The sequence below is a fragment of the Paraflavitalea pollutisoli genome (assembly GCF_029360705.1).
Classification (GTDB): domain Bacteria; phylum Bacteroidota; class Bacteroidia; order Chitinophagales; family Chitinophagaceae; genus Paraflavitalea; species Paraflavitalea pollutisoli.
Genome location: NZ_JARKMX010000008.1, coordinates 1,421,760 through 1,448,076 on the forward strand (window position 1 = coordinate 1,421,760; position 26,317 = coordinate 1,448,076).

Genomic DNA, 26,317 nt, shown 5'->3' on the forward strand with positions numbered 1-26,317 from the left:
CGTATCAAAATTAATGCTGTGCGTTTTTTTGCTGGTCTCGCCAGACCAGCGGCCGCCCTGTCGACAGTCGGCTTGTTGGCCATTGCCAGTTCCTGCTCCGCGCAACCCCTTAGTCAGAAACAAGGTTTTACCCGGCAGGACAGTCTGCGTGGCAGTCTGCGTCCCGAAAGAATCTGGTGGGACGTACAACGGTACGATATACACGTGACGCCCGACTATACCAGCAAGACCATCGGCGGCACGGTGTACATGCACATCAAAAAGACCGGCAAATCCAATACGACCCTGATGCAGATCGACCTGCAGGAGCCGATGATCCTCGACAGTGTGGTATTCGAACTGCATAAAGGCAAATCGATGACGCGTTTTGTAGCGCCCCTTCGCCGGGAAGGCAATGCCTGGTGGGCAGAGACAAAGTCATTCTACCAGCACCTGAATAGCGAAGATCCTACGCTGGCTTTGCATTTTCACGGAAAACCGCGTGAAGCGGTCCGTGCGCCCTGGGATGGTGGCTGGATCTGGACAAAGGACAAACAAGGCCGTCCATGGATGAGCGTGGCGTGCCAGGGCCTGGGCGCCAGTGTATGGTACCCTTGCAAGGATCACCAGAGCGATGAACCTGATAAAGGTGCTTCACTGACGATGACGGTGCCCGACACCCTGGTAGCAGTGGGCAATGGACGCCTGGTCAACAAGCGTGCGGCCGGCAATGGCCTGGTTAGTTATGCCTGGAATGTCACCAGCCCCATCAACAACTACAACATCATTCCCTACATCGGTAAATATGCGACCTGGCATGAAGACTTTGCCGGAGAAAAAGGCAAGCTCGATTGCGACTACTGGGTATTGGATTATAACCTGGAGAAAGCGAAAGAGCAATTCAAGCAAGCTGCTACCATGTTGAAATGCTTCGAGCATTGGTTTGGTCCCTACCCTTTTTATGAGGATAGTTACAAATTGGTGGAAGCGCCGCATCTCGGTATGGAACACCAGAGTGCTGTTGCGTATGGCAACAATTTCCAGAATGGTTACCGTGGCCGCGACCTCTCCGGTACTGGCTGGGGACTTAAATGGGATTTCATCATTGTGCATGAAAGCGGTCACGAATGGTTTGCCAACAATATCACGAGCAACGATATTGCCGATATGTGGATCCATGAGAGCTTTACCAATTATTCGGAAACCATCTTCACCACCTGCGAATATGGTGTAGAAGCTGGCAACGACTACGTGATCGGTACGCGCAAAGCGATCGCCAACGATATCCCTGTCATCGGGCATTATGGCGTGAACCAGGAAGGCAGCGGCGATATGTATTACAAGGGCGGCAATATGCTGCACACCATCCGCAATATCATCGGCGACGATGAAAAGTTCCGCCAGATACTGCGTGGATTGAACAAGACTTTCTACCACAAGACCGTCGATACGAAAGATATCGAAAACTATATCAGCAAGCAGGCTGGCCGTGATTTCTCGAAAGTGTATGATCAATACCTTCGCACGACGCAGATACCCGTACTGGAATACAAAACCGAAGGTCCCGTCATCAGCTACCGGTGGACGAACTGTGTGCCTGGTTTCAATATGCCGGTGAAAGTAAAGCTGGCCGATGACAAGGTACGCCTGATCGAGCCTACGGAGCAATGGAAGTCGAACACACTGGCCGAGTGGTATGATGGTAAGACTTTTGAAGCCGACAGAAACTTCTACATCACCACGAAGAAAGTAAATTAATGATTTGCGTTATACCGAAAGCCCCGCTGTTCCAGGAATAGCGGGGCTTTTTAATGACGTGGCGCCTATCAGCGAATCTTTTTAGAATAGTCTTCCAGTTTTTCTTTCTCTGCGCGGGTTAAACTGCGCATGCCGGTCCGGTTGATCTTATCGAGGATGCGATCGATCTCCAACTGACGGTTGTGCTGGTCTTCGTTGTATTTCTGATCGATCGTATAGTTGTGCTGTTGCCTTTTAAAGAACAGATTGTCTACAAACAATACATGCGGACGCGTTATGATGAAGTACAGGAAAGCCAGCGCCGGCAACGCGATGACCAGGATGGTGATATAGTTGTTGATCAAGGCGGATGGTTGCAGCAGGATGGCTACCAACAGCCCTACCAGCGCACCTGCCAGGTGAGCGTCGTGGCCTACATTGCCTTTGCGAGACCGGATGCCATAAATGGAGAACAAGACAAACAACAATCCGAATAACCAGCCGGGAATGGGGATAACGATCAGGGGTATATCGATACCGGGGAACAAGGCAATGGTGGCGAAGATCAACCCGGCTACCGCACCCGAGGCTCCGAGTGAACTGTACGAACCGCTGTGGCGGTGTATGAACAGGGAAAGCAGGTCGCCTCCTATCAGGCTCGCGAAATACACCAGCAGCATACCCCACCAATCGAGTACGGCAGCTACCGGGCCACTAAAAAAATACAGCGCAAGCATATTAAAGATCAGGTGTAGCCAGTTGGCGTGGAGAAATCCAGAAGTGAACAGCCGATCGTATTGCTTGAACAGCTTAATGCCATCCACGCTGAACATATAGCGGTCTACAAACGCCCGGTCTTTAAACCCTTTCCAGGATACTATTACGTTGGCCGCGATGAGGAGATATATTAAAATTACGGTCGCCATGGTTCACAGGGGTATTTTGGGGCGAGGGACCGCCCATGTTCCCACCGAAATTTATTGATCCTTTGGGAGATTGACAAATATTGGTGCGAAAGCAGGCCAGCAGGCTTTTTCAGCCGACGAAAGCTTATTTACCTTACAGGATACGACCAGCGCCCGCGTAGTGGGCGGCGTAATAGGTGTCATCGAGGTCGTTGATCATGACGCCGCCAGAGGTGGAGGCATGGACAAATTTATTGTTGCGCAGGTAAACGCCTACATGGGAAACCCCCGCTTTACGACCCCGGGTCTTAAAAAATACCAGGTCACCTTCCTGCAACTCGCCCTTTTTCAACCGACGACTGTTCTGAAATTGCTGGGCAGAGGTGCGCGGCAGGGAAAGCCCATACAGGGTGCTGATAAAAGTTTGGGAGAAGGAGGAGCAATCGATCCCGTTTTTATCGCTGCCGCCGTATTTATAGCGGGTACCGTACCAATCTTCAATGAAACTGATCATTTTACCATTGGTCAGGTCTTCTACCGGCGTGCCCAACAAGATGGAATATTTGAATTGGAGGGGATCACTGTTCTCGATCAGGGTGGCCGTGTGCACCGAAGGTCCGGGGGCGTACCGATCGGCATTGGCATGGGCGAATCCGTACCGGCGGGAGCTATCGGCTGGTTTGATCGATATATTGTCGATGAACCGGGGTGATCCGGATGCTTTCTTGTTACTGGCAGCCGACGGGGTTGACGCGGTCGATTTGCGCTGGGTGCTGCAGCTGGTAGCCGCCAGGGCCACCGGCAACATGAACCAACTCAATTTTAACATTTTATACATGGGTCACCTGTTTCATCCTAAAACGGGGCAAAGATAACAAATACATTGCCAATTAACTGCCACATTGCATTATAACTTCATGTGTGTCAGCCTTACACACAACTCACAATGTGGGAAATTATTGCCCGGTGTTTAGTAATTGTTAAGGAACTTTGTGTCTTGCCTTTTGTTATTACTTACCAGGAATCCAGAAAACGCTGACCCGCAATGTGTAAATTCTCGCATCTTCACGTCCATACCCAGTTTTCCCTGCTCGACGGAGCAGCTTCGATCCAGTCATTGTACAAGAAAGCCATCAAGGACGGCCAGCCCGCCATTGCCATTACCGACCACGGTAATATGTTTGGGGCTTTCGAGTTCGTGGCCGAGGCCCATAAGAACAAAAATGACGACGGCTCGCTGAAAGTAAAGCCGATCGTCGGATGCGAGTTTTACGTGGTGGAAGACCGCCACAGAAAGACCTTCTCCAAAGAAGTAAAAGATGAACGCTACCACCAGGTACTGCTGGCAAAAAATAAAGTCGGCTATCAAAACCTGATCAAACTGACTTCCCTCGGTTATATCGAAGGAATGTACAGTAAGTATCCCCGCGTCGATAAAAAACTGATCGAACAATACCACGAAGGCCTTATTGCCACCACCTGCTGTATTGGTGCTTATGTACCGCAGACCATTTTACACGATGGCGAGGAAGCGGCGGAGAAAGAATTCAAGTGGTGGCTGGACCTGTTTGGTGAAGATTACTTTATTGAAGTACAGCGTCACGATATCAAGGAGCAGATCCTGATCAACGAAGTGCTGCTGAAGTTCTCGAAGAAGTTCAATGTGCCCATCATTGCCACCAATGACAGTCACTATACGGACCAGGACGACTACAATGCCCACGACATCCTTTTGTGTATCAACACCGGCGAAAAGAAGAGTACACCGGGGTATGATGACATTGTGAACGATGACCTCAACGTCAAAGAGCGTCGTTTTAAGTTTCCCAACGATCAGTTCTATTTCAAGACCCAGGATGAAATGAAGAAACTCTTCGCCGACATTCCTGAATCGATCGACAATACCAATATGATCGTTGACCGGGTGGAGGTGCTGAACTTGAAGAAGGACATTTTACTGCCGGCGTTTCCGTTGCCCAAGGAATTCCAGACTACGGAAGACAGCAACCTGAACCAGTGGAACTTCCTGCATCACCTCACCTACGAAGGTGCACGCCAGCGTTACCGCGATATCACGCCTGAGATACAGGAGCGATTGGACTTCGAATTGTTTACCATCAGAACGATGGGTTTTGCCGGTTACTTTTTGATCGTGAGTGACTTTATCAAAGCGGGTCGTGACCTGGGTGTATTCATCGGTCCTGGTCGTGGATCGGCGGCGGGTAGTGCGGTGGCCTATTGTGTCGGCATTACGAATATCGACCCCATCAAATACAACCTGCTGTTCGAAAGGTTCCTGAACCCCGACCGTAAGTCGATGCCGGATATCGATACGGACTTCGACGATGAAGGCCGTCAACGGGTGATCGATTATGTGGTGGATAAATATGGTAAAGCCCAGGTAGCGCAGATCATCACCTACGGCACCATGGCTGCCAAAATGAGTATCAAAGACGTGGCGCGTGCGCTCGATCTGCCATTGGCGGAATCGAATGCGCTGGCCAAGCTGGTGCCCGATAAACCGGGTATTGAGTTGGGCCGTGTATTGAAAGCGCCTATCACGACCAAGGAAGGCGAAAAATCACTGGAAGAGAAAGAAGGCCTGGGACCTGACGAGCTGGAAAGCGTACGCAGGATCCGGGAGATCTATAAAAGCGATACCCTTAATGGCTCGGTGTTGCATGAAGCCGAACGTCTCGAGGGTTCGGTACGTAATACCGGTATCCACGCGGCCGGTATCATCATTGCCCCGAAAGACCTGACCGAGCTGATCCCGGTTTCGATTGCGAAAGACTCACCTTTGTGGGTGACCCAGTTTGAGGGTAGCATTATCGAAGATGCCGGTGTTATCAAGATGGACTTCCTGGGTCTGAAGACCCTGACCATCATCAAGAACGCGCTGGACATGATCAAGCAGAACCACGGTGTGGAGATCAGCATCGACGATGTACCACTGGACGATCTCAAGACCTATGAGATCTACCAACGGGCTGATACCATCGGTACGTTCCAGTTTGAAAGTCCGGGTATGCAAAAGTACCTGCGCGACCTGAAGCCTGACCAGTTTGCGGATCTGATTGCGATGAACGCCTTGTATCGCCCCGGTCCGCTGGCCTATATCCCCAACTTCATCGATCGTAAACACGGTCGTGAGCCCATTACCTATGACCTTCCCGAAATGGAGGAATACCTGGCGGACACCTACGGTATTACCGTTTACCAGGAACAGGTGATGTTGCTGGCCCAAAAGCTGGCCGGCTTCAGTAAGGGTGATGCGGACGTTTTGCGTAAAGCGATGGGTAAAAAGCAGAAAGCGGTACTGGATAAAATGAAGGCTCAGTTTGTAAAAGGCGGGGCCGCCAAGGGCCATCCAGAAGACAAACTGGAGAAGATCTGGACCGACTGGGAGGCCTTTGCCCAATACGCCTTCAACAAATCGCACTCTACCTGTTATGCCTTCGTAGCGTACCAGACTGCCTACCTGAAAGCCCACTACCCTTCCGAATACATGGCAGCGGTATTGAACAACGCCGGTGCCATTGAAAAGATCACATTCTTCATGGAGGAGTGCAAACGAATGGGTAAGAACGTATTAGGTCCGGATATCAACGAGTCGCGCAAAAGCTTCTCCGTGAATAAACAGGGGGATATCCGCGTAGGTTTGGGTGGATTGAAAGGGGTTGGTGAAGCTGCTGTAGAAGCCATCATCGCCGAGCGGGAATCCAGTGGACCTTTCCCCAATATTTATGATATGATCCGGCGCATCAACCAGCGCGCTGTCAATAAAAAGACCCTGGAATGCCTCGTCTATGCCGGTGCCTTCGACTGTTTCAAGGAATTTCACCGGGCGCAGTACTTTACCATTCCACAGGGGGAGACGGCTTCCGGACTGGAAAAGATCATCAAATATGGTAATATTTACCAGGCGCAGAACACGATGTCTACCAACACCCTGTTTGGCAGCCAATCATCGGATATGGATATCGCGTTGCCCAAAATATTGCCCTGTGAGCACTGGACGTTGACGGAAAAACTGGATCGTGAGAAAGAAGTGACGGGGATGTTCATGAGCGGACACCCATTGGATCACTTCCGTTTCGAGATGAAGCATTATGGGTTTACGACCATTGTCGACTTTAACGAATTCAAAGATTCTATTTCGACGCAATCCAATCCGGGTCGCAGCTTCCGCCTGGCGGGGCTGGTGACCGATGCACAACACCGTGTTACAAAGACTGGCCGTCAATTTGCATCGTTTGTTGTGGAAGATTATACCGGCAAAAGTGAGTTCATGTTGTGGAGTGATGATTATATGCGTTTCTCCAACTACATGGAAAAAGGTAAAAACCTATTCATAACCGGTTTTTTCAAACCTCGCTTCAACAAGATCGAGTTTGAGTTCAAGGTCGACAAGATCGTACTGCTGGACAATATCAAACAAAACATGACCAAACAGGTTATATTAGATATCGAGGCCCGCTACATCAACCAGGATATGGTCAACTTCCTTGAAAAGAATGTTAAAACGCATCCTGGCAAGGCTGGTATCAAGTTCAATATCAAGGAATCGAAGAAGCATTATAAGATCAGCATGTACAGTTTGGAGACAGGATTTGAAATGAATGACGAAATGTCGGCCTGGTTACAGGATAAACCGGAAGTAGATGTACAGGTTGTCACTGTGTAAATGTGGAAAACGCCATGCGGTCAGGAATTGTGAATTGGATATAAATTTGTCGATTCTTAGTAGTGAGTTCAGGAATGAGTCCCGCAACGGGAAACCCGCTCCAGGCTTACCAATAAACAATAAAACAATTAACTTTACATCTAAATTTTGATTTATGGCTTTAGAATTCACCGACGCGAACTTCCAGGAGAAAGTGATCGCTTCCGATAAACTGACAGTGGTAGACTTTTGGGCTGAATGGTGTGGACCCTGTCGCGCAATCGGGCCGGTAATTGAAGACCTCTCCAAAGAGTACGCTGAAAAGGTAAATGTTGGTAAAGTGAATGTTGACCACAATCCACAGATTTCCGTGAACTACGGCATCACGTCTATCCCGGCCATCCTTTTCATCAAAGGTGGTAAGGTGGTTGACAAGCTGGTAGGTGCACAACCGAAAGCCAACTTCGTAAAGAAGATCGAGCAGCACATCTAAGTGTAGCCGTCACCTATATAACTGAAAAAGCGGTTCCTTAATCGGGCCGCTTTTTTATTGTGCCTATATGTACCCGGCCGGCACATACTTTTCGGGCGTCATGCGACGTTATATTCCTATCCAATATTCCGAATCGTATGAAAAAGCTCCCTCTCTTACCCTTTGCGGCCGTTGTGCTTGCCTCATTCATATACCTGGCTTGCCAGAAAACAGACACGCCAGCCGCTCCAGCGCCAGGTAAAGGCCATATTATAGAAACCGTACGAGCGGGCGTCACCGGACGGATCACGGACGACAAGCGGCTTCCTGTAGCGGGCGCCGTGGTTAAAGTCGGTCTGAACCAGGCGACTACAGACGTAAATGGTAACTTTTCCTTCTCCAATATCCAGGTAGATCGAACCGCCACGCTCATCGAAGTGCAAAAAGAAGGGTTCTTTGAAGGTCTTCGCACCATTACCGTTACAGATGGCAAACAGCATGATGTATCGGTTCAGCTCATTCCCAGGAAATCGGCTGGTACTTTCAGCGGATCGATGGGTGGCACCATCACCATTTCCCATGCCGGTGGCTCTATTGCTTTTGAAGCCAATACCCTGATGAATCCCGTGAACAAAGCCGGCTATTCAGGCACCGTCACCGTTCACGCCGCTTTCATCGATCCCACCGCACCAGACTTTCAGCAGGTGCTGCCTGGTACCCTGCGTGGTATCGATGCCAATAACAATGTGATGGGATTGCAGTCGTTTGGTATGTTGGCCGTGGAGTTGTCGGGCACCAATGGCGAAAAATTACAATTGGCTGGTGGTAAGAAAGCCACTTTGCGCTTCCCCATTCCCGCTGGCCTGCAAGGCGAAGCACCGGCTACCATTCCCTTATGGTTCCTCAATGATTCGACGGGACTTTGGCAGGAAGAAGGATTCGCCACCAAATTGGGTAGTGAATACGTAGGACAAGTAAGTCACTTCTCTTACTGGAATTGCGATGCTCCTTTTCCCATCGTAGAGTTTTCAGCCATCTTTAAAAATAGTCAGCAACAACCACTGATCAATACGCTTGTCGTGATCAGTTTCACCGGGGGCGATGCCAATATCTCCGGCAGTGGTTATACGAATACATCGGGTGAAGCCAGGGGAATGATACCGGCCAATCGTTCACTGATACTGAAGTTGATCGACAAATGCGGCAATACCGTGCATAGTCAACCCATCGGCCCCATTAATGCCAACACCGATCTGGGCACTATCAATATAGGGGTCAATATGCCAACGGTGACCTTTTCCGGAACTGTAACCGGCTGCAACGCCACTACGATCACCAATGGTGTTGTGGACATTTCATTGGACAACCTCAACTATAAGGCGCAGGTAAAGGATGGAAAGTTCAGTATCAGCCTTCTTCGTTGCCATGCAACATCAGCCACCGCGACGATCGCGGCCTTTGACCTCGATAAAAAGCAAAGCTCTCCATCGGTGACAAAAACAATTACGGATCAGTCGGAAGAAGGCATTGCGCTCCAGACCTGTAAAGACATGCCCGATGAATACCTGATCATCACGGCTGCTGAGACAAATTATCTGTTTAAGCAACCAGAAGACAAACCAGGTATTTCAGCGGGCTCCAACCAGGAAACATTTATAACGCAAATAACTACCTCCTCCAGCAACGAGGGAGTTCGTCGTCCCACGGCCTTTATGGCTTTTGCAGGCGCACAGCAACCGGGCAACCGCAGTTTTAGTTATTTTGCCCTGAACGACTATACCAATTCCAAGTACTATTTTGTGCAGGATGGACCAACCGCCCTGACGCTCACCGCCTATAATGCCGTGAAAGGTGGGTATGTGGAAGGTAATTTTACCGGAAAGGTAAAAGACAGCATCTCGAATAAAGCAATGGGTGCTTTGACGGGATCTTTCCGACTTAAGTATAAACAATAGTAAGTTATCTTTTACGATACGACAAACGGCCCACGAGGGGCCGTTTATCGTATACACCGGAAGTTTTGAAAATATGTACCAGCCAGCTAACCATGGTAAAGGCAAATGGCGGATTTCCCTGCTCCAAACGCTTGTATCTCAACGCCTTTTTGCGTACTCTTGTCGCCGATCAACTTTGCATAAACCCAAGATCCGATAGTCATGAAACACCCCTACCTCCGCCTCGCAGGTCTGTGTTTGATCCTGCTGGCTGCTTTGTATGCCTGCACCAAATCCGGGAGTTCCGGCAAAGGCCCGGGACGCCCCATCGAGTTTGTCAAAGCAAGTGTTACCGGCCGTGTTACCGATGAAAATAAGCAACCTGTAGCCAACGCAGAAGTGGTGACAGGGTCTGCAACGGTTACCACCGACGGCAATGGCAACTTCACACTCAACAATGTTTACGTCGACAAGCATGCTGCGTTTGTCAAAGTATTGAAAGACGGCTATTTTCCAGGCACCAAGACGTTGTTGACCGAGGCCGGTGGCAGTAGTGTAGTAACGATCCAACTGATTAAAAAAACAGTGGCCGGTAGTATCAGTGGCACTACGGGTGGCAACATTAGTGTACCCGACAATGGGGGCACCATCCAATTTGAAGGCAATAGTGTGGTAGACCCCACTGGCAACAAACCATATACCGGTAATGTCAATGTAAATGCTTTTTTTATCGATCCTTCTGCCACCAATTTTGCAGACATCATGCCTGGTGCCTTGCGCGGCATTACCGCGAATAACGAACAAACCGGCTTGCAATCATTCGGCATGATGGCTGTCGAACTCAATGGCACCGGCGGTGAGAAGCTGCAACTGGCTCCCGGCAAAAAGGCCACCATCCACTTCCCCATTCCCGAATCGTTGCGTAGTCAGGCGCCGGCTACTATTCCTTTGTGGAGTTTCGATGAGCAATCGGGCTTGTGGAAGGAAGAAGGCGCAGCTACCCGCGCCGGCAACGAATATGTAGGTACTGTATCACATTTCTCTTTCTGGAATTGCGACGCCCCCTTTCCGATCGTCAATTTTACGGTGAGGGTAAAAGATCAACAGGCACAGGCCATGGCCGGCATGGAGGTCGTCGTTACCGCCGATGCATCGTCGGGAGGTAGCAATACGACCGGCAGCGGCATCACCAACGCAATGGGTGAGGTGAAGGGTAATTTGCCTGCCAACCGTAAACTGCAGATCAAGGTATTCGACAAATGCCGCAACCTGCAATCTGAAAATGTAGTCGGGCCCTTTGCGGGTGACGTTACCCTGGATGACATCGTCATTCAATCGGCCCAGCACCAGGTAACCATCAGTGGAAAAGCTGTTACCTGCAACCTGAGCCCCGTTACCAATGGATTTGTGATGGTAGAGCTGGAAGGTCTTTATTACAACCTCCCCATCACGAATGGCAACTTCTCTACGACGATCACCCGTTGCAGTGGAGCGACTACAACGGTCAGCTACCAGGCCACCGATCTCGCCGGCAAAGAAACGGGTTCGAAGGGAAGCGCAACCGTTACCGGCAATACGCTTAACCTCGGCAAACTACTGGCCTGCGGCACGGCCTTGACCGAGTTCATCGACTATCGGCTAAACGGCATCGATCACCGCGTGGTGTATCCTACAGATAGCCTGGTGGCCATCACCATCAGCACCAGTACACTCATCGGGGCTTATAAGGGCCGTGATACGACCATTGCGCCCATTTCGTTCCTGATGAATGGCGAGCGGTATGCGGGTGCCACCAACCGCGTGCGGGACGTTTATATTTACAAAGATGACAAGACCTATATACGGAGTGGTGAGATTACGGCGACCATGAGCGAGTTTGGCACGAAGCCGGGCGAATTCATTGCCGGAGCGTTTTCGGGCACACTGGTAGACAGTGCTACGAATGTGCCGGTGCCGGTCAATGTAAATTTCAGGGTAAAAGTTGTCAAAACCCTATAACTATCGGTTCGCATCCACAAAATGCGCCCGTTTTTCCCCATCAGGTTGTCGATTTCCGATTGGTTCAACCCGGATTGTGATTTATTATTAAATTGCTCAATCTTTTATTCACCAAATTTCCGGCATGAATCCCGTCCTGGTCAATATTTCACGCGGCGCCCTAGGCATGTTCTTCCTGTTATTGGTATGTTACCTGCTTAGCAACAACCGCCGGGCCATCAACTGGAAATTGGTAGGCATGGGTGTCTTTGCCCAGGTGATGTTTGCGATGGGTGTACTGCATACCACCGTTGGCGGGCAACCGGTATTCTGGCTGGCATTCGGTGCTATATTGGCGTATACGATCTATAATAAGTTCAACCGGGTTCGCCTCAAAGTGCCCGGCAATGAGATCACGTACGATAGCGGTAGCTTATTCAGTGCATTGGTGTGGCAGGTAGTGATGGTCATAGGCCTGATCCTGGCCCCCCGGCTGTTTGACAAATGGGCCAACCTATCGATCTTCCTGAGTTGTTTGTTGTTGCTGGGCCTTATGTTCCGGATGGGTAAGCGGCATGGCGAACTCATGAAGTGGAACATCCTGCTGTCTTGTGTGTTCCTGACCGGCGCCGTGTACAGTAGTGTCTGCGATCCGCAGATATTCAAGATCATTTTACAGTCCATCTCCAATGTCTTTGTGGCGCTGATCAATATCAGTCACCAGGGTACCGAATTTATGTTTGGTAAACTGGCTGATCCGAGTCAATCCTGGGCCTATGTATTCGCGATCCAGGTATTGCCCAATATCATCTTTTTTGCCGCCCTTTCCTCTATCCTCTACTACCTGGGCGTATTGCAGGTGATCGTGTATGTTTTTGCTTATGTACTCAATAAATTAAAGATCTCGGGTGCAGAAAGTTTGTCTACCGCCGCCAATATATTCCTGGGACAAACAGAAGCGCCGCTGATGATCCGTCCGTACCTGGAGAAGATGACGCGGTCGGAGATCCTTTGTATCATGATCGGGGGTATGGCCAATACAGCCGGCAGTGTGCTGGCCGCGTATGTGGGTATGCTAGGAGGCACCGATATCGATCAGCAGCATTATTTTGCCCTGCACATGCTGAGCCAGTCGATCATGAGTGCTCCGGCGGCGATCGTTTGCTCCAAGATCCTGTTTCCGCAAACCGATGAGCATATGGTGTCTAAAGACCTGACGGTACCGAAGGAAAAGCTGGGCGACAATTTCCTCGATGCCCTGTCATTGGGAACCACCGATGGTTTGAAACTGGCCGTGAATGTAGGCGCCATGCTGATCGTTTTCACCGCCATGATGTGGGTGGTGAATGGCCTGATGGGTTGGATAGGTGATGTCACCCACCTGAATGAACAGATAGCCAGCTCTACCGGCGGACGTTATAAAGAATTATCGCTGGAAATGATCCTGGGCTACGCTTTTTCGCCCGTAGCCTGGTTGATCGGCGTATCCCAAACGGACATGGTCGCCGTAGGTCAGTTGCTGGGTTTAAAAACGATCCTGAATGAGTTTGTAGCCTATATCTCGCTGGGAGAAATGAAGGCTCATAACGTGATCCAGGACCCCAAGTCGCTGCTGATCGCCACGTATGCCTTGTGCGGATTTGCCAATTTCGCGTCTATCGGCATCCAGATTGGGGGGATCAGTCAATTAGCTCCAGGTCAGCGCCGCAACCTCACGGAGCTGGGTGTAAAAGCCCTGATCGGCGGCACGATTGCCTGTCTGATGTGTGGCTGTGTGGCCGGGGCGTTGGCATAGAATACGCCGCTTTTTAGCGATAATTAATGCCTGGCGAACAAGATTATCCTGATGATTGTTAGGGCCGTAGTGTAACTTTGCAAATCATGAGCATGTCTATTCAGCAGATCATTTCCGCCGAACCCAATGCGGACCTCCGGGCCATCGCCAACAAAGTCATCAACAAGAAACGACTCACTCCCGAAGACGGTATTCTATTGTTTGAAAAGGCCGACGCCCCCTTCGTAGGTGCCCTGGCCAATTTTGTGCGCGAGCGCCTGCACGGCAACAAGACGTATTTCAACCGCAACTTCCATATCGAGCCCACCAATGTGTGTGTGTTTACCTGTAAATTCTGCTCGTATTCCCGTCTTTACGCCCATCGCGAAGAAGGTTGGGAACTGACCACCGACCAGATGCTCAACATCGTGAAGGGATATGACGGCAAGCCCGTTACCGAAGTACATATCGTTGGTGGCGTGCACCCCAAGTTGACGCTGGAATTCTTCGCCGACCTGCTGCGCAAGATCAAAGCCCATCGTCCGGAGCTTCACATCAAGGGATTTACCCCGGTGGAGCTGGATTATATGTTCCGCAAAGCCAAGAAAACGGCTGAAGAAGGCATGGCCTACCTGCATGAAGCCGGTCTGGACTCCCTGCCTGGTGGCGGCGCCGAGATCTTCCACCCGGAGATCCGCGAACAAATTTGTGACGACAAGGTAGATGCCGAAGGCTGGCTGCGTATTCATGAAGCATCCCACAACCTGGGTATGCACACGAATGCCACCATGCTGTATGGCCATATCGAAAAATACTGGCACCGCATCGATCATATGGAGCGCCTGCGGCAGCTGCAGGATAAAACTGGTGGCTTCAACACGTTTATCCCGCTCAAGTTCCGCAACAAACAAAACGACATGAGTGATGTGGATGAAGCCAGCATCATTGAAGACATGCGCATGTATGCCATTGCACGTCTGTACATGGACAACTTTGCACACCTGAAAGCCTACTGGCCTATGCTGGGGCGTCAAAGCGCGCAATTGACCTTATCTTTTGGTGTAAACGATATCGACGGCACCATCGATGACAGCACGAAGATCTATTCCATGGCTGGCTCGGAAGAACAAAATCCAGCCTTGAGCACAGCGCAACTGGTAACCCTGATCAAGCAGGTAAAACGTCAACCTATAGAGCGGGATACTTTGTACAATGAGTTGAGGGACTATTCCGATATCGACATCAAAGAAATTGAAGTGAACCCCTTGCTGAACTAATCATTTTCAATACCTGGGTGCCCGGCTATATGGCTTCGAGTACCCAGGTTTCTCTTCCCTGCATCCACTCCCGCACCTTCTCCTCCTCCACTTCCCGGCTTATGAGCTTTAGGGAACTCAGTGAATTGTAGGCAATATCGATCTTCCGGCGTACGGCAAAACCACAGCCCGTAAAGAACTGGTACGCTTCATCAAAACTTTCAAACTTATTATCGTCGATCTTGTGTTCTTCCAGGAATTTGGTGAGTTGCTCATCGAACGCTTCCTGCGGCTGCTCCAATAAACGCGACATATCGCGCCGGATGTACACATCGCCCGTTACCCAATAGCCTCCATGCTCTTTCAATAACTGATGGATGGTGGCGCAAAGCTCCTTTTTTTCCGCCGTATCGAGGTACACCAGCAGGCCTTCATTCACGACCGTGATGGGCTGCGGTTGAAACAACATGGCCACTTCCTGAAATCTCGCTGTATCCATCGCATTCAAGGGTTCGATGTGCAGTCGCCCTTTGAGGTGTAGCTCCTGTTCTGCCATCAACACATCGATGAGCTTTTTCTTGTTGGCAATGAACTCCGGCAGATCGGAATCTACATAGATCATTTCTTTTCTACGGGTCATATCGAGGCTGCGGCACGAGAATCCCGAAGACAGTTCCAGTACCTGCCAGGGATTGATATCCGCCAGTGCGCGGTCGATCGTTTTATAGCGGTTTTCGAAATGAATAATGCGGCCCAGCATAACGCGGGAGCGTTTCTCCCTGGCAGTGCGGGTAAAGCCTTCCAGGTCGCCCACCAGCGCTGCTGTTTCTTTGGCAAAAGGAATATCCGTGAGGGCTTTCAGCATCAGCAAAGCACCCGCAGAAGGACTGATCGTATTGAAGTTTCTCGTGAGAGACATATCCGCCAGGGTTATACTTCTAATTTACGAAAAACAATTCCTATCTCCGCATCAACATTCCGGCAAACTGATTGGAATATGTACAGCCAATCCACCCTCAGCAGTTTCCTTATATTTAAAGCTCATGTCCTTGGCAGTATCCCACATTGTTTTGATGACATTGTCGAGTGACACCTTCGCAAAATCGGGTGTACTCTGCAGGGCCAGTTGGGAAGCGGTAATGGCTTTGATAGCGCCCATGGTATTGCGTTCGATACAGGGTATCTGCACCAGGCCGCCGATCGGATCACAGGTTAAGCCAAGGTGATGTTCCATGGCTATTTCTGCCGCCATCAATGCCTGTCGCTGCGTACCGCCCATGGCTTCGGTGAGGCCTGCCGCGGCCATCGCCGATGAAACGCCGATCTCTGCCTGGCAACCACCCATCGCTGCCGAGATGGTAGCTCCTTTCTTAAATATGCTGCCAATCTCCGCTGCCGTAAACATGAATTGCAGGATCTTGTCTTCCCGATGGCCGTCGCAGAAAGTAACGAAGTATTGCAATACGGCGGGGATGACACCGGCTGCTCCATTGGTGGGCGCAGTGACTACACGACCGAACGAAGCATTTTCTTCGTTCACGGCCAGGGCAAAACAACTCACCCAATCCAGGGTGTATTTGAAATGGTGGCCGCCTTCACGCACCGCTTCCAACCAGGAATTGTAATCGGTGTAGGTTCGGCCACCCAGTAGTTTATTGTTGAGATCTGCTGCGCGGCGTTTTACATTCAAACCACCCGGCAACATACCTTGTGTATTGCAGCCACGATAGATACATTCTTTCATCACCCGCCAGATGTGCAGCATGCCCATCCGGGTGTCTTGCTCAGCGCGCCAGCTCAGCTCATTTTCCATGACCACTTCGCTGATGCTGAGACCGGTTTTACGGCACCAGTGCAACAGGTCTTCGGCATGATCGATGGGAAAGGGTAATTGAACGGCAGCAACGCCAGCCTGCTCTTCCTCTTCCTCGCGCTTCACGAAACCTCCGCCGATGGAGTACCATGTTTCAGCGATGGAATCACCATTGTGAAAGGCTGCGAGAAAGGTCAATGCATTGGGATGGTATGGCAACGATTCCGTCATGAGGAATTCAACATCTTCTGCCGGATCGAAGTCAATCTCGTGTTTTCCGTGCAACAGCAATTTCTTCATCGCGCGGATATCATTCATCTTCGGATCGATCTGGTGTACATCGAAGGTGACCGGGTCATCACCGCTCAATCCCAGCAACACGGCCACATCCGTTCCGTGACCTTTGCCAGTCTTGGCCAGCGATCCATACAGCAGCACGCGTACAGCGGTTACCTCAAACAAACGGCCACTCTTTTCTACGCCTTCCAGGAAACGTTGGGCTGCCCGCCAGGGGCCAAGGGTATGAGAGCTCGAGGGTCCTACCCCGATCTTGAACATATCGAATACAGAAATAGCTTCGTGCGGCAATGAATTTAAATTTGCTGCAAAGGTAGTAAAATGCACTAAAGCACCTAATGTGTGCGGGCAAGCAGGAGACGGTAGATCACATAACTTCTTTCAAAGTAATTTCGTAGAAGAGTACCGCATTGGGGGGAACGACCTGGTTGTTGTTGACCGTTTTACCTTCACGGCCATAAGCGAGGGTGGGTGGTAGCCAGATCCTGATCTTTCCACCAGACTGGATCAGCGGTAAAGCGATGCGCCAACCTTCCAGCATCAGCTTCAGGTTGAGCACCATGTTCTCATCGCGCTCCACCTCGGTACCATCCAGCAATTTTCCGGTGTAGCCTACTTTTATGGAAGAACAGATGGCAGGTGCCAGTCCTACGCCTGGCTGAACAATCTGGTAATACAGTCCGCTCGTATGGTGGGTGGCGCTGATGCCATTGGCAACGAGGTAATCGAGCACCATTTTTTGTTCGGCTGAAGACGCTACGATATCGCGCGGAACACAGTCATCATTCTTATCCTTGAAGCAATTGGTACATAATAGGGCCAGCAAAGCAAGGCACAAGGCAATTTTCCGCATGGGTAGCTGTTTGCTATGATAGTTTGGTTAAAAGACAATTCAACCGGGATGATAGCTGCACTCCTGCTTCCTATTCCTTTTGCGCAGCTTCTTCCCTGGCCTTCAGGTGCTGGTATTGCTGCTCACGCATATCCCATTGGTGCCTTTTGTAAAAGATAGACACAAAAACGGTAATTACAAAGACCGCCAGCACCAGTACCAGGGGATTGACCTGGGCATTCATGGCCATATCTGCCCGTTTGTACCACAATTTGCCGGTAAAAGCGATCGCCAGGACCGGGACGGCAAAGATGAGCCCAATGGGAATACCGCTCAGCAACTGGTATTTCCATTGTTTCTGGCGTAGCCGGTTGGCCTCCCAATAGCGGATAAATTCCTGCTCACGTTCATTTAGCATACTGTCAATTTTATGCGCTGTATACGGACGATTTCCGGGCAAAGGTGATGCAAAAATTGCAGATGAGCCAGCAAATTGCTTGCTTGCCAGTAATTTATGTTTACCTTGTGGAAGTTAAATCTGCAATACCTTGAAATTATCTATCCTTTTAGCGCAGTATTTTTATCAGCACCGGCAACTCAATTTGCCCACGATTGGCACCTTCAGCCTCGACGCTGCGGTAACAGTACCCGACCAGAACGATAAGAACTTCCGGGAGTTTCTTAAATACGTGCAATTCAAGCAACAACCAGTTGCCAAGGCCGATGACAGCCTGATAGATTTCATCCGCACCCATACCGGAAAGATCAAGCCCCTGGCCGAATCGGACCTTGAATCGTACCTGGCCGATGGTAAATTGCTGCTGAATATCGGCAAGCCTTTTCACATCGACGGTATTGGAACCTTGTCCAAGAACAAACTGGGCATTTACGATTTTGAGCCTGGCGAGCCCACCATCGAGAGAGTAGAACTGGCTCCCGAGTCCAAAACGGCTGAGCGCCAGCAACCAGCTGCAAAATCAACCTACGAAGATGGTTATAGCCGCATCCAGGCCCATCATAAACGCCGCAAAGGCGTGTTGGTGACCACGCTGATCGTCATTTGCGTGGCGGTGATCGTTTGGGGTGGCTATATGCTCTATAACAACAATAGCGAGAGTAAACAAACCGCTGCCCAAACGTATATCGCACCCGTCGATACGCCTGCCACACCTGCACCCGATTCGGTGTCGACCAAACCAGCAGACAGCGTCGCTCCTGCGCCATCGTCCGTAACGAACTTACCAGCTGGCAACTATAAATTCATCTTCGAAACGACCACCCGCAAATCGCGGGCCCTGAAGCGCCATGCTTTTCTGGACTCGCTCAACCGGAACATCAAATTAGAAACCAAGGATTCGCTCACCTACAATATTTACGTAGTGATGCCTGCCACACCAGCCGACACGGGCCGTATCAAAGATTCGCTCAATGCCTGGTATTATGGCACGAAACCCGTTAAAGTACGTATTGAACAATAATGGCTATACGGCGAAACGCTGAATACTGGATAAAGAAACTGCAGCTAACCGAGCACGTGGAAGGCGGCGCTTTCCGTGAAGTCTATCGCTCGGCCTGGCAAGTAGTGCCAGCTGCTTTACCCCACACCTTCCCTGCCCCACGAAACATCAGTACCAGCATTTATTTTCTGCTGAAACAGGACCAGTTCTCTGCCTTCCATCGCATCAAAAGTGATGAATGCTGGCATTTTTACTACGGTGATCCGCTGGTGGTGTATGAGATCGAAGCAGACGGATCATTGACAGAACACCTGCTCGGCAATGACCCCGACCAGGGGCAGCATTTTCAGTGTGTGGTGAAAGCCGGCAGTTGGTTTGCCTCCCGGGTAAAAGCCGGTGGTGATTATTCGCTGGTGGGATGTACTGTTGCTCCCGGGTTCGACTTTGCCGATTTCGAACTGGCCGACCGCAGGGCACTCAGTCTGCAATATCCCGCACAGGCAGCATTGATAGCCGCACTCACCCGCGAGGGTTGATCCTGCCCCATTTTCCGAATCGGATCTCACTGCTTATCCTTAACTTCCGACTATAAATCTCCCACACGTGAAAAAACTCTTGTACCTGCTGCTGCTCGCAACACCCGTCCTGACGATTGCCCAGAAAACACAAAAACTATTTAATGGAAAAGACCTGACCGGCTGGACCATTCATGGTACGGAAAAATGGTATGTGGACCAGGGAGAGCTGGTCTGTGAAAGCGGCCCCGACAAACAATATGGCTACCTCTCCACCAATCAACCTTATAAGGATTTCGATCTTACGTTACAATTCAAACAGGAGGCCAATGGCAACAGCGGTGTCTTCTTTCGTTCCTCGATAGAGGGTGTCAAGATCAGTGGCTGGCAGGTAGAAGTGGCGCCCTTGAACAACCACACCGGCGGCATTTATGAATCGTATGGCCGCGGCTGGATGATTCAGCCTAAAAAGGAAGATGAACAATGGCTGAAGCAAGGCGAATGGAACACCCTACGCATTAAGGTGCTGGATGGCACCGTTACGACCTGGCTCAACGGGCATCAGATGATCAACCTGACCGACGACAAGATTGCCTCTGCGAACGGCTTTATCGCCCTTCAAATTCACGACGGCGGCGGTATCAAAGTACGTTGGAAAAAGATCCGGCTTAAACAATTATAGAAGAATTGGATTAATTTTTGCTAATTTTAGTACACAGGGCCTGTAACTATACACCCTTACACCTTCATCTGGCAATAACGATCCTTGCATAGCCTACCTTCCCTATGCAACCCTTCCATTCTCTACACCGTCAATAGAACAGTTTTTGTCCATACCCGCTCCTTTTTATCTCTGCAACCCGTTTTTATCCGTAAAAAGGGCCTTTGGCAAGGTGCTAAAGGAACGATCATGTATCGGGCATGTAAAAGTGTCCAAGCTTATTGAAGATGCTGCCGGCCGTTTACAGTCGTGCAGTATCTTCAATGTAGTTTCAGGGCACCAGTTCATTGTATTTAGCCATGATCTTCACAAAGTCTTCGGCTTTGTCCATGCGCAAGGTTTGTTGTGCAACATACTCCTTCAATTGATCCGACTGCACCGGTAATTTCTCCAGAATCTGCTCCTTATTACGCGGCAAAGGAATCATAACACCATTCAGGCAAACGAAGAAAGCTTCATCGTCTTCCAGGTGACTCATATTGGCCGAGTTGACCAGTTGCTTTTCCTCGATCAGTACTTTGGTATGTAATTGCAGGAGCTCCGCTTTGCCGTTCAGTAGTACGTGGTAATAAGTTTCTTCTGTATTCTTGTCGATGGCCGGATAGCCTTTCCGGAAAAGCACGGAGTCTTTATTCTTTTTGGAAGCCGTATAGATGACGAATTCTTTTACCTGGCTTTCAGCTGCAAAAGAGTTCCCTTCAAACTGCATCATCAGCCGGTTACGGGCGCAATCGAACTTGAGTTTGAACTGCTTTACGACCCGACCGCTTTTAAAATACACAACGCCCTCCATCCAGTCCTTGAAGAGAAAAGGATTACCAGAAGCAGTACTGATCTTATCTTCTCCCACGGCAGTCTCGGAAGTTTGGGCCCAGCCCGGTTGTGCCAGCAGCAACAGGCACCCCAGCAAATATTTCATGGCAAAACGTTTATGCCTATAAGGTACGAAATCCTGCAGGATTTCCCTATTCCGGTATACGAATGGCCCCTTGTACCCTACCGGCTGCATAGTTGGCAGGCGGTACCGGAGCTGATTTCCGTCCCAACAACAGCAAGCCCCGGAGCAGAAGCTCCAGGGCGATTCTAAATTAGTAAACAAAACAAAGATTTATTCGCTGCGCAAGCTCTTTATCGGACTTGCGATGGCAGCGCGTATGGACTGATAACAGATAGTTAGCAGCGCTATGACCAGGATGGCCACACCCGCCACCAGGAATACATCCCAGGTGATGGAGATGCGATAAGAATAATCCTGCAACCAACGATTCATCAACCACCACCCCAACGGTATGGCAATAAGAAAGGAAAGAATGATTAGTTTCAGGAAGTTGTTGACGAGCATCATAAAGAGCCCCGATACAGATGCGCCCAATACTTTCCGGATACTGATCTCTTTGTTGCGTTGCTCGGCCATGAAGGCTGCCAACGCAAACAACCCCAGGCAGGCTATGATGATGGCCAACACCGCGAAACTGGTAAATACGAAGCCCGTCCGCTCCACGTCTTTGTACATCCGGGCAAAATTATCGTCCAGGAAACTATACCGGATCGGTTGATTAGGTGCAAAGCTTTTCCATACGGCTGAGATGTCAGCTATGGCTTTCTCTGCGTTACCTGGCTTCAATTTTACCGACACCACGTCTCCACCACGACCAAGCGTCAAACACAAGGGGACAATCTCCTTCTTCATGGATTCGAAGTGAAAATCTTCCATGACACCGATCACGGTAAAATGCTCCCAGCCATTGGTGATCTTTGCGCCCACGGGTTCAGCAAGGTTCAGCTTTTTCACCATAGATTGATTTATCACAGCTGCTTGTGTATCTGTTGGCATCTGGGGAGAAAAATTGCGCCCCGCAGCTATTTTGATGCCAAAGGTGGGAATATAGCTTTCGTCTACATACCATTTTTGACCGCCTACGGATGCCTCTTCCTTCGTTTTACCTTCCTTCCAGAACGGGTTACCGTCCCGTTTGGATTCGGTTGGCAAATAGCCACTCACCGAGGCATTGCTGACCAGCGGCAGTTTGATCAGCTCCTGTTTCAACGTTTGTACTTTTTGCCCAAGTGTACCGGTTCCCTGCAACAATACCACCTGTTCTTTATCGAACCCGATTTTGGAATGCAGGATAAACTGCATTTGCCGGTAGATCACCACGGTACCGATCAACAATACGATAGAGGTAGTAAACTGAAACACCACCAGCGTGCTGCGCAGTCCTGAGTTACGCGATCCCTTCGCCAGGTTGCCTTTCAACACCTGAATGGGTTTGAAGGCGGACAAATAGAATGACGGGTACAAACCAGCCAGCACGCCAATGAATAGAGCACCCACCACAAACAGCGGAGCCAACCACCAGGCCCGGAATGGTATCGCCAGTTCTTTACCTGTCATCTGGTTAAACAATGGCAGCACTGCCCACGCCAGCACAAATCCCAATACGAAAGCGCACACGCTATAGAGGATAGACTCGGTAAGGAACTGCGTAATCAGGCTGCTTCGCTGTGAACCGATCACTTTGCGCAGGCCTACCTCTTTGGCGCGGTTGGCGCTCCTGGCGGTAGATAAATTCAGGAAGTTGATACAAGCTATGAGCAGAATAAATAGAGCCACCGCTACAAACATCCATACGAAACGACTATCACCCCGCGTCTCCCAATCATAAATATCATACGACTTCAGGTGTATATCACGAAGAGGCTGCACGTACATACTGAGCTTGCCAAGCAGCTCTCCGGCATCTGACCGGCCAGATGCCTTAAACGCCGGCAACATGTATTTAGTAAAAGTCCCTTTAATGGATTTCTCGCCAAACTGCTTTGCATCCGTTCCGGCCTTCAGTTTTACGTAGGTCGTATAGTTGCTCGCCATCCAATTGTTCTGCTCACCTTCCCACAACGACTTGCCGGCAAGGGTAAGCAGATAATCATATTGCAGGTGGGAGGTAGTGGGCCAATCCTCGATCACGCCGCCAATTTTATAAGACTGTTGCGTATTGTCATTCAGGAACATGATCTTCCCAACAGGATCCTGGCCCGGGTAATATTTATCGGCCTTGCTGCGGGTGATGACCATGGTATTCGGTTCGGTCAGCGCTTTATTACGATTGCCATACACCATGGGTAGTTGCAGCATATCCAGCAATGACTGGTCGGCATAGGCAAATCCTTCTTCAAAAGTGTTCATGGGGTTGTCTTCCCGGCGAAGCTGATTGCTACCAGCCCCGTAAAACAAAGCAGAGGGCATCACACGCGCCACCTGCTCCACCTCGGGATAGTCATCCTTCAAAGCCTCCGCATAGGGAGCTGGAAAGCTGACGCCTTTCTCTATCTTACCATTATCATTGTAGATACCGATCATGCGGTAAATCTGGTTTCCATCCTGATAGTTGCTATCGTAGCTTAACTCATGGCGAACGAGCAAGCCAATCAATAAACAGGCAGCGATGCCAATGGCAAAACCACCTACTTTAATGGCCGCATACATTTTTTGCCGCGACATATTCCGAAAAGCAATGCGCAGATAATGGGAAATCATATTAATAACGTTTATAGTTCAATGACAAAATAGTTCATGTAATGTTTCAAGACTACTCGCTGCGTAAGCTCCTTACCGGATTGGCCAGCGCCGCTTTGATCGACTGAAAGCTCACCGTCAGCAACGTGATCAACAGTACCGTGCCACCGGCAACCAGGAATATCCACGGCGCGATCGAGACCCGGTACGCGAAAGCCTGCAGCCACTGGTGCATCCCCCAGCCGACCAATGGTAATGCAATCAGTGCCGCGATGAGGATCAGTACCAGGTATTCTTTCGACAACAGTACGATGATGCTATTGACAGAAGCCCCTACGACTTTCCGGATACCGATCTCCTTCTGGCGTTTCTGTGCAGTAAAGGCAGCAAGTCCAAATAAGCCGAGACAGGCAATCAACAAAATCAGACCTGTAAAATATTTGGACAAAGTAGCTACCCGGTTCTCCGCAGCATACATGGACTGGTACTCTTCATCGAGAAAGCGGTATTCGAAATCAAGGCCTTTGTAAAACCCGGTAAACACCCGCTGAATAGCCGCCAACGTTTGCTTCTCTGTACCCGCTTTCACTTTAACGATGATATTGGGCATGGCAGGATACACCTGAAAAAAAGCAGGCTGAATATTGGCATACAAGGATTCAAAATGGAAGTCTTTGGCGATACCAACGATCCGTTTTTCCCGATCCCAGAATTTGACCATTTTTCCGATAGGATCCTTGATGCCCATCTTTCGAATGGCCTCTTCATTGAAGATGATTTCCCGTTCGGCGCTGGCATTGCTGGAAAAATCGCGGCCCGCGACGAGTTGCATACCCATCGTCTCCATGTATCCCTGCCCCACCTCGAGGTTGGCAAACTCGATGTTGTTGGCCGGATCTTTACCGGGCCACTGAAACCGTCCTATACCTCCGTGATCGCCGGTCAGGTTGTGGTAATAAGACGACACACTTAATACACCAGGAATATTCCTGAGGTTATTGATAAAAGTAACACCGTTGGTCATACTACCCGGTTCCTCATCCAGGGGAATAGGAAAAGACACCACATTGTCACGATGATACCCCAGGTCTTTGGATTGAATATAATTTATCTGTGCTGCAATCACCAGTACGGCGACGATCGCCATCACCGATAAGGAAAATTGAAATACGACCAACCCTTTCCTGATCCATAGTTCTCCTGCTTTTGTGGACAGTTTCCCCTTCAGCACCGCCACCGGACGGAATCGTGAAAGATACAACGCGGGATAGGCACCCGCCACCAAGCCGGTCAGCAGGGTTATACTGGCGACCGCCATGAACATGGAGGAACTCAGGTGCAGCGTTAGCGATTTACCGGTGATAGTATTGAAGGCCGGTAACAACAGGGCCATGAGGGCCAGGGCCAACAGCAGTGCCATGGTACTCATCAGCACCGATTCGCTGAGGTATTGCAGCACCAGCGACGAACGGCTGGCGCCCACCACTTTCTTCACCCCCACCTCTTTCATCCGGCTGGCAGCACGCGCAGTCGACAAATTCATGAAATTGACGCAGGCGATCAGCAGGATAAAAATGCCGATGAGGGCAAATAGTTTTACATACGAGATGCGCCCACCCGATTGTTTCCCATTCGTGTATTGGCTGTAGAGGTATTTATCGGAGAACTTCCGGACAAACAATGTTTTCTTTTCGTTTTTGTCCTTATCCAGCAACATGGCGTGGATATGTGTATTGAACCGGTCGATATCCGTTCCCGGCTTCAGCAATACATAGGTATTGGGATCGCTGTTGCCCCATTCCATAATATGTGGGCGTTTTTCTATAAAGAGGTCAAAGCTGAATAGTACATCGAAGGGATCAGATACCTGCGGGGCGTTTTTCTCAAATACTCCCTGGATGGTATAGGTGCCATTGAATTCGTTCTGGTTCCATTCAATGGTTTTGCCAAGAACGTCGGTCGTATGAAAAAGCTTCATCGCCAGCTCATCGGACACAGCGATATAACGTTTATCAGCAAACAGCTGGTCGGGATTGCCGGCGAGAAACCGGCCCGTAAAGAGTTTGAAATAATCTTTGCTAACAAACTGGCCACGGGCTTTCAGTTTGCTTTCATGCTGTGCTATGATGCCCTTGCTCGAAAACCAAGACGCAGGCAGCACCGTAGCAGCATACTCCACCTCAGTCAGGGTTTCGGCCAATGTACCCGCCAATAAGCCAGACGTATAGTCCATGGTACTGACGCCATGCGGGGACTCTATGTTCTGCATCACCTGGTACAACCGCGCATCTTCCCGGTGCCCTTTATCCATCCCCATTTCGTCGGAGATCCACAAGCATATCAGCAAGGCACAGGCTAGTCCGGAGGCCAGACCAATCAGGTTGAGCAGGGTAAACCGGCGATCTTTGAGGATGTTACGCCAGGCAAACCGAAGGTGATGAAGGAGCATTGCGACGGGTTTGGTT

General features: G+C 50.0%; 19 protein-coding genes. 10 read left to right on the forward strand and 9 right to left on the reverse strand.

Annotated elements, in window-relative coordinates; genetic code table 11:
* Positions 1-18: 18 nt before the first annotated feature.
* Positions 19-1,737: a M1 family metallopeptidase gene (locus P2W70_RS19415; RefSeq protein ID WP_276483172.1), complete on the forward strand. Its 1,719-nt coding sequence runs from the start codon at positions 19-21 to the stop codon at positions 1,735-1,737.
* A 68-nt stretch (positions 1,738-1,805) separates the two neighbouring features.
* On the opposite strand, the gene P2W70_RS19420 is transcribed toward P2W70_RS19415, so the two are convergent.
* Both P2W70_RS19420 and P2W70_RS19425 read right to left on the reverse strand, forming a co-directional pair.
* On the reverse strand, positions 1,806-2,642 hold the full coding sequence (locus P2W70_RS19420) for a rhomboid family protein (RefSeq protein WP_276483173.1): 837 nt from the start codon (positions 2,640-2,642) through the stop codon (positions 1,806-1,808).
* Positions 2,643-2,775: 133 nt separating this feature from the next.
* Positions 2,776-3,459 (reverse strand): C40 family peptidase, encoded by a 684-nt coding sequence (locus P2W70_RS19425; RefSeq protein WP_276483174.1) that lies wholly within the window; start codon positions 3,457-3,459, stop codon positions 2,776-2,778.
* Positions 3,460-3,666: 207 nt separating this feature from the next.
* On the opposite strand from P2W70_RS19425, the gene dnaE reads away from it, so the two are divergent.
* The 6 genes from dnaE (at position 3,667) to mqnE (ending at position 14,721) form a co-directional block, all read left to right on the forward strand.
* Entirely contained in the window at positions 3,667-7,308 is a 3,642-nt protein-coding gene (gene dnaE / locus P2W70_RS19430; protein ID WP_276483175.1) for a DNA polymerase III subunit alpha, read from the forward strand.
* A gap of 154 nt (positions 7,309-7,462) precedes the next feature.
* Positions 7,463-7,780: a thioredoxin gene (trxA, locus tag P2W70_RS19435; protein ID WP_276483176.1), complete on the forward strand. Its 318-nt coding sequence runs from the start codon at positions 7,463-7,465 to the stop codon at positions 7,778-7,780.
* 137 nt (positions 7,781-7,917) lie between these two features.
* The gene (locus P2W70_RS19440) at positions 7,918-9,714 is read left to right on the forward strand and encodes a carboxypeptidase-like regulatory domain-containing protein (protein ID WP_276483177.1); all 1,797 of its coding nucleotides are present in this window, start codon (positions 7,918-7,920) and stop codon (positions 9,712-9,714) included.
* Positions 9,715-9,915: 201 nt separating this feature from the next.
* Positions 9,916-11,691, forward strand: coding sequence for a carboxypeptidase-like regulatory domain-containing protein (locus P2W70_RS19445; RefSeq protein ID WP_276483178.1), 1,776 nt, complete (start codon positions 9,916-9,918; stop codon positions 11,689-11,691).
* A 124-nt stretch (positions 11,692-11,815) separates the two neighbouring features.
* Positions 11,816-13,465 (forward strand): NupC/NupG family nucleoside CNT transporter, encoded by a 1,650-nt coding sequence (locus P2W70_RS19450; RefSeq protein WP_276483179.1) that lies wholly within the window; start codon positions 11,816-11,818, stop codon positions 13,463-13,465.
* A gap of 86 nt (positions 13,466-13,551) precedes the next feature.
* A complete protein-coding gene (mqnE, locus tag P2W70_RS19455) occupies positions 13,552-14,721 on the forward strand; it encodes an aminofutalosine synthase MqnE (RefSeq protein ID WP_276483180.1) in 1,170 nt (389 codons plus the stop codon).
* A gap of 25 nt (positions 14,722-14,746) precedes the next feature.
* Here mqnE and P2W70_RS19460 read toward each other — a convergent pair whose 3' ends face one another.
* The 4 genes from P2W70_RS19460 to P2W70_RS19475 form a co-directional block, all read right to left on the reverse strand.
* On the reverse strand, positions 14,747-15,619 hold the full coding sequence (locus P2W70_RS19460) for a class I SAM-dependent methyltransferase (protein ID WP_276483181.1): 873 nt from the start codon (positions 15,617-15,619) through the stop codon (positions 14,747-14,749).
* Between the two features lie 51 nt (positions 15,620-15,670).
* Positions 15,671-17,101 (reverse strand): L-serine ammonia-lyase, encoded by a 1,431-nt coding sequence (locus tag P2W70_RS19465; RefSeq protein ID WP_276483182.1) that lies wholly within the window; start codon positions 17,099-17,101, stop codon positions 15,671-15,673.
* A 76-nt stretch (positions 17,102-17,177) separates the two neighbouring features.
* Entirely contained in the window at positions 17,178-17,663 is a 486-nt protein-coding gene (locus P2W70_RS19470; protein WP_276483183.1) for an FKBP-type peptidyl-prolyl cis-trans isomerase, read from the reverse strand.
* Positions 17,664-17,733: 70 nt separating this feature from the next.
* Positions 17,734-18,060, reverse strand: a complete 327-nt coding sequence (locus P2W70_RS19475) for a hypothetical protein (RefSeq protein ID WP_276483184.1) — start codon at positions 18,058-18,060, stop codon at positions 17,734-17,736.
* A gap of 130 nt (positions 18,061-18,190) precedes the next feature.
* Between P2W70_RS19475 and P2W70_RS19480 the strand changes: the two genes are divergently transcribed.
* The 3 genes from P2W70_RS19480 to P2W70_RS19490 all read left to right on the forward strand — a co-directional run bounded on the left by P2W70_RS19480 (position 18,191) and on the right by P2W70_RS19490 (position 20,296).
* Entirely contained in the window at positions 18,191-19,120 is a 930-nt protein-coding gene (locus P2W70_RS19480; protein WP_276483185.1) for a hypothetical protein, read from the forward strand.
* Positions 19,120-19,635 carry a cupin domain-containing protein gene (locus P2W70_RS19485; RefSeq protein WP_276483186.1) on the forward strand — a complete coding sequence of 172 codons (516 nt, stop codon included), beginning with the start codon at positions 19,120-19,122 and terminating at the stop codon, positions 19,633-19,635. The genes P2W70_RS19480 and P2W70_RS19485 overlap by 1 nt, the downstream gene beginning before the upstream one ends.
* 67 nt (positions 19,636-19,702) lie before the next feature.
* Positions 19,703-20,296 carry a 3-keto-disaccharide hydrolase gene (locus P2W70_RS19490; protein WP_276483187.1) on the forward strand — a complete coding sequence of 198 codons (594 nt, stop codon included), beginning with the start codon at positions 19,703-19,705 and terminating at the stop codon, positions 20,294-20,296.
* Positions 20,297-20,606: 310 nt separating this feature from the next.
* Here the strand turns inward: P2W70_RS19490 and P2W70_RS19495 are convergent, their stop codons facing one another.
* From P2W70_RS19495 to P2W70_RS19505, 3 genes are all read right to left on the reverse strand, one after another.
* Positions 20,607-21,254 carry a hypothetical protein gene (locus P2W70_RS19495; protein ID WP_276483188.1) on the reverse strand — a complete coding sequence of 216 codons (648 nt, stop codon included), beginning with the start codon at positions 21,252-21,254 and terminating at the stop codon, positions 20,607-20,609.
* 189 nt (positions 21,255-21,443) lie between these two features.
* Positions 21,444-23,873, reverse strand: a complete 2,430-nt coding sequence (locus P2W70_RS19500) for an ABC transporter permease (protein WP_276483189.1) — start codon at positions 23,871-23,873, stop codon at positions 21,444-21,446.
* Between the two features lie 52 nt (positions 23,874-23,925).
* The gene (locus P2W70_RS19505) at positions 23,926-26,301 is read right to left on the reverse strand and encodes an ABC transporter permease (RefSeq protein ID WP_276483190.1); all 2,376 of its coding nucleotides are present in this window, start codon (positions 26,299-26,301) and stop codon (positions 23,926-23,928) included.
* Positions 26,302-26,317: the final 16 nt, after the last annotated feature.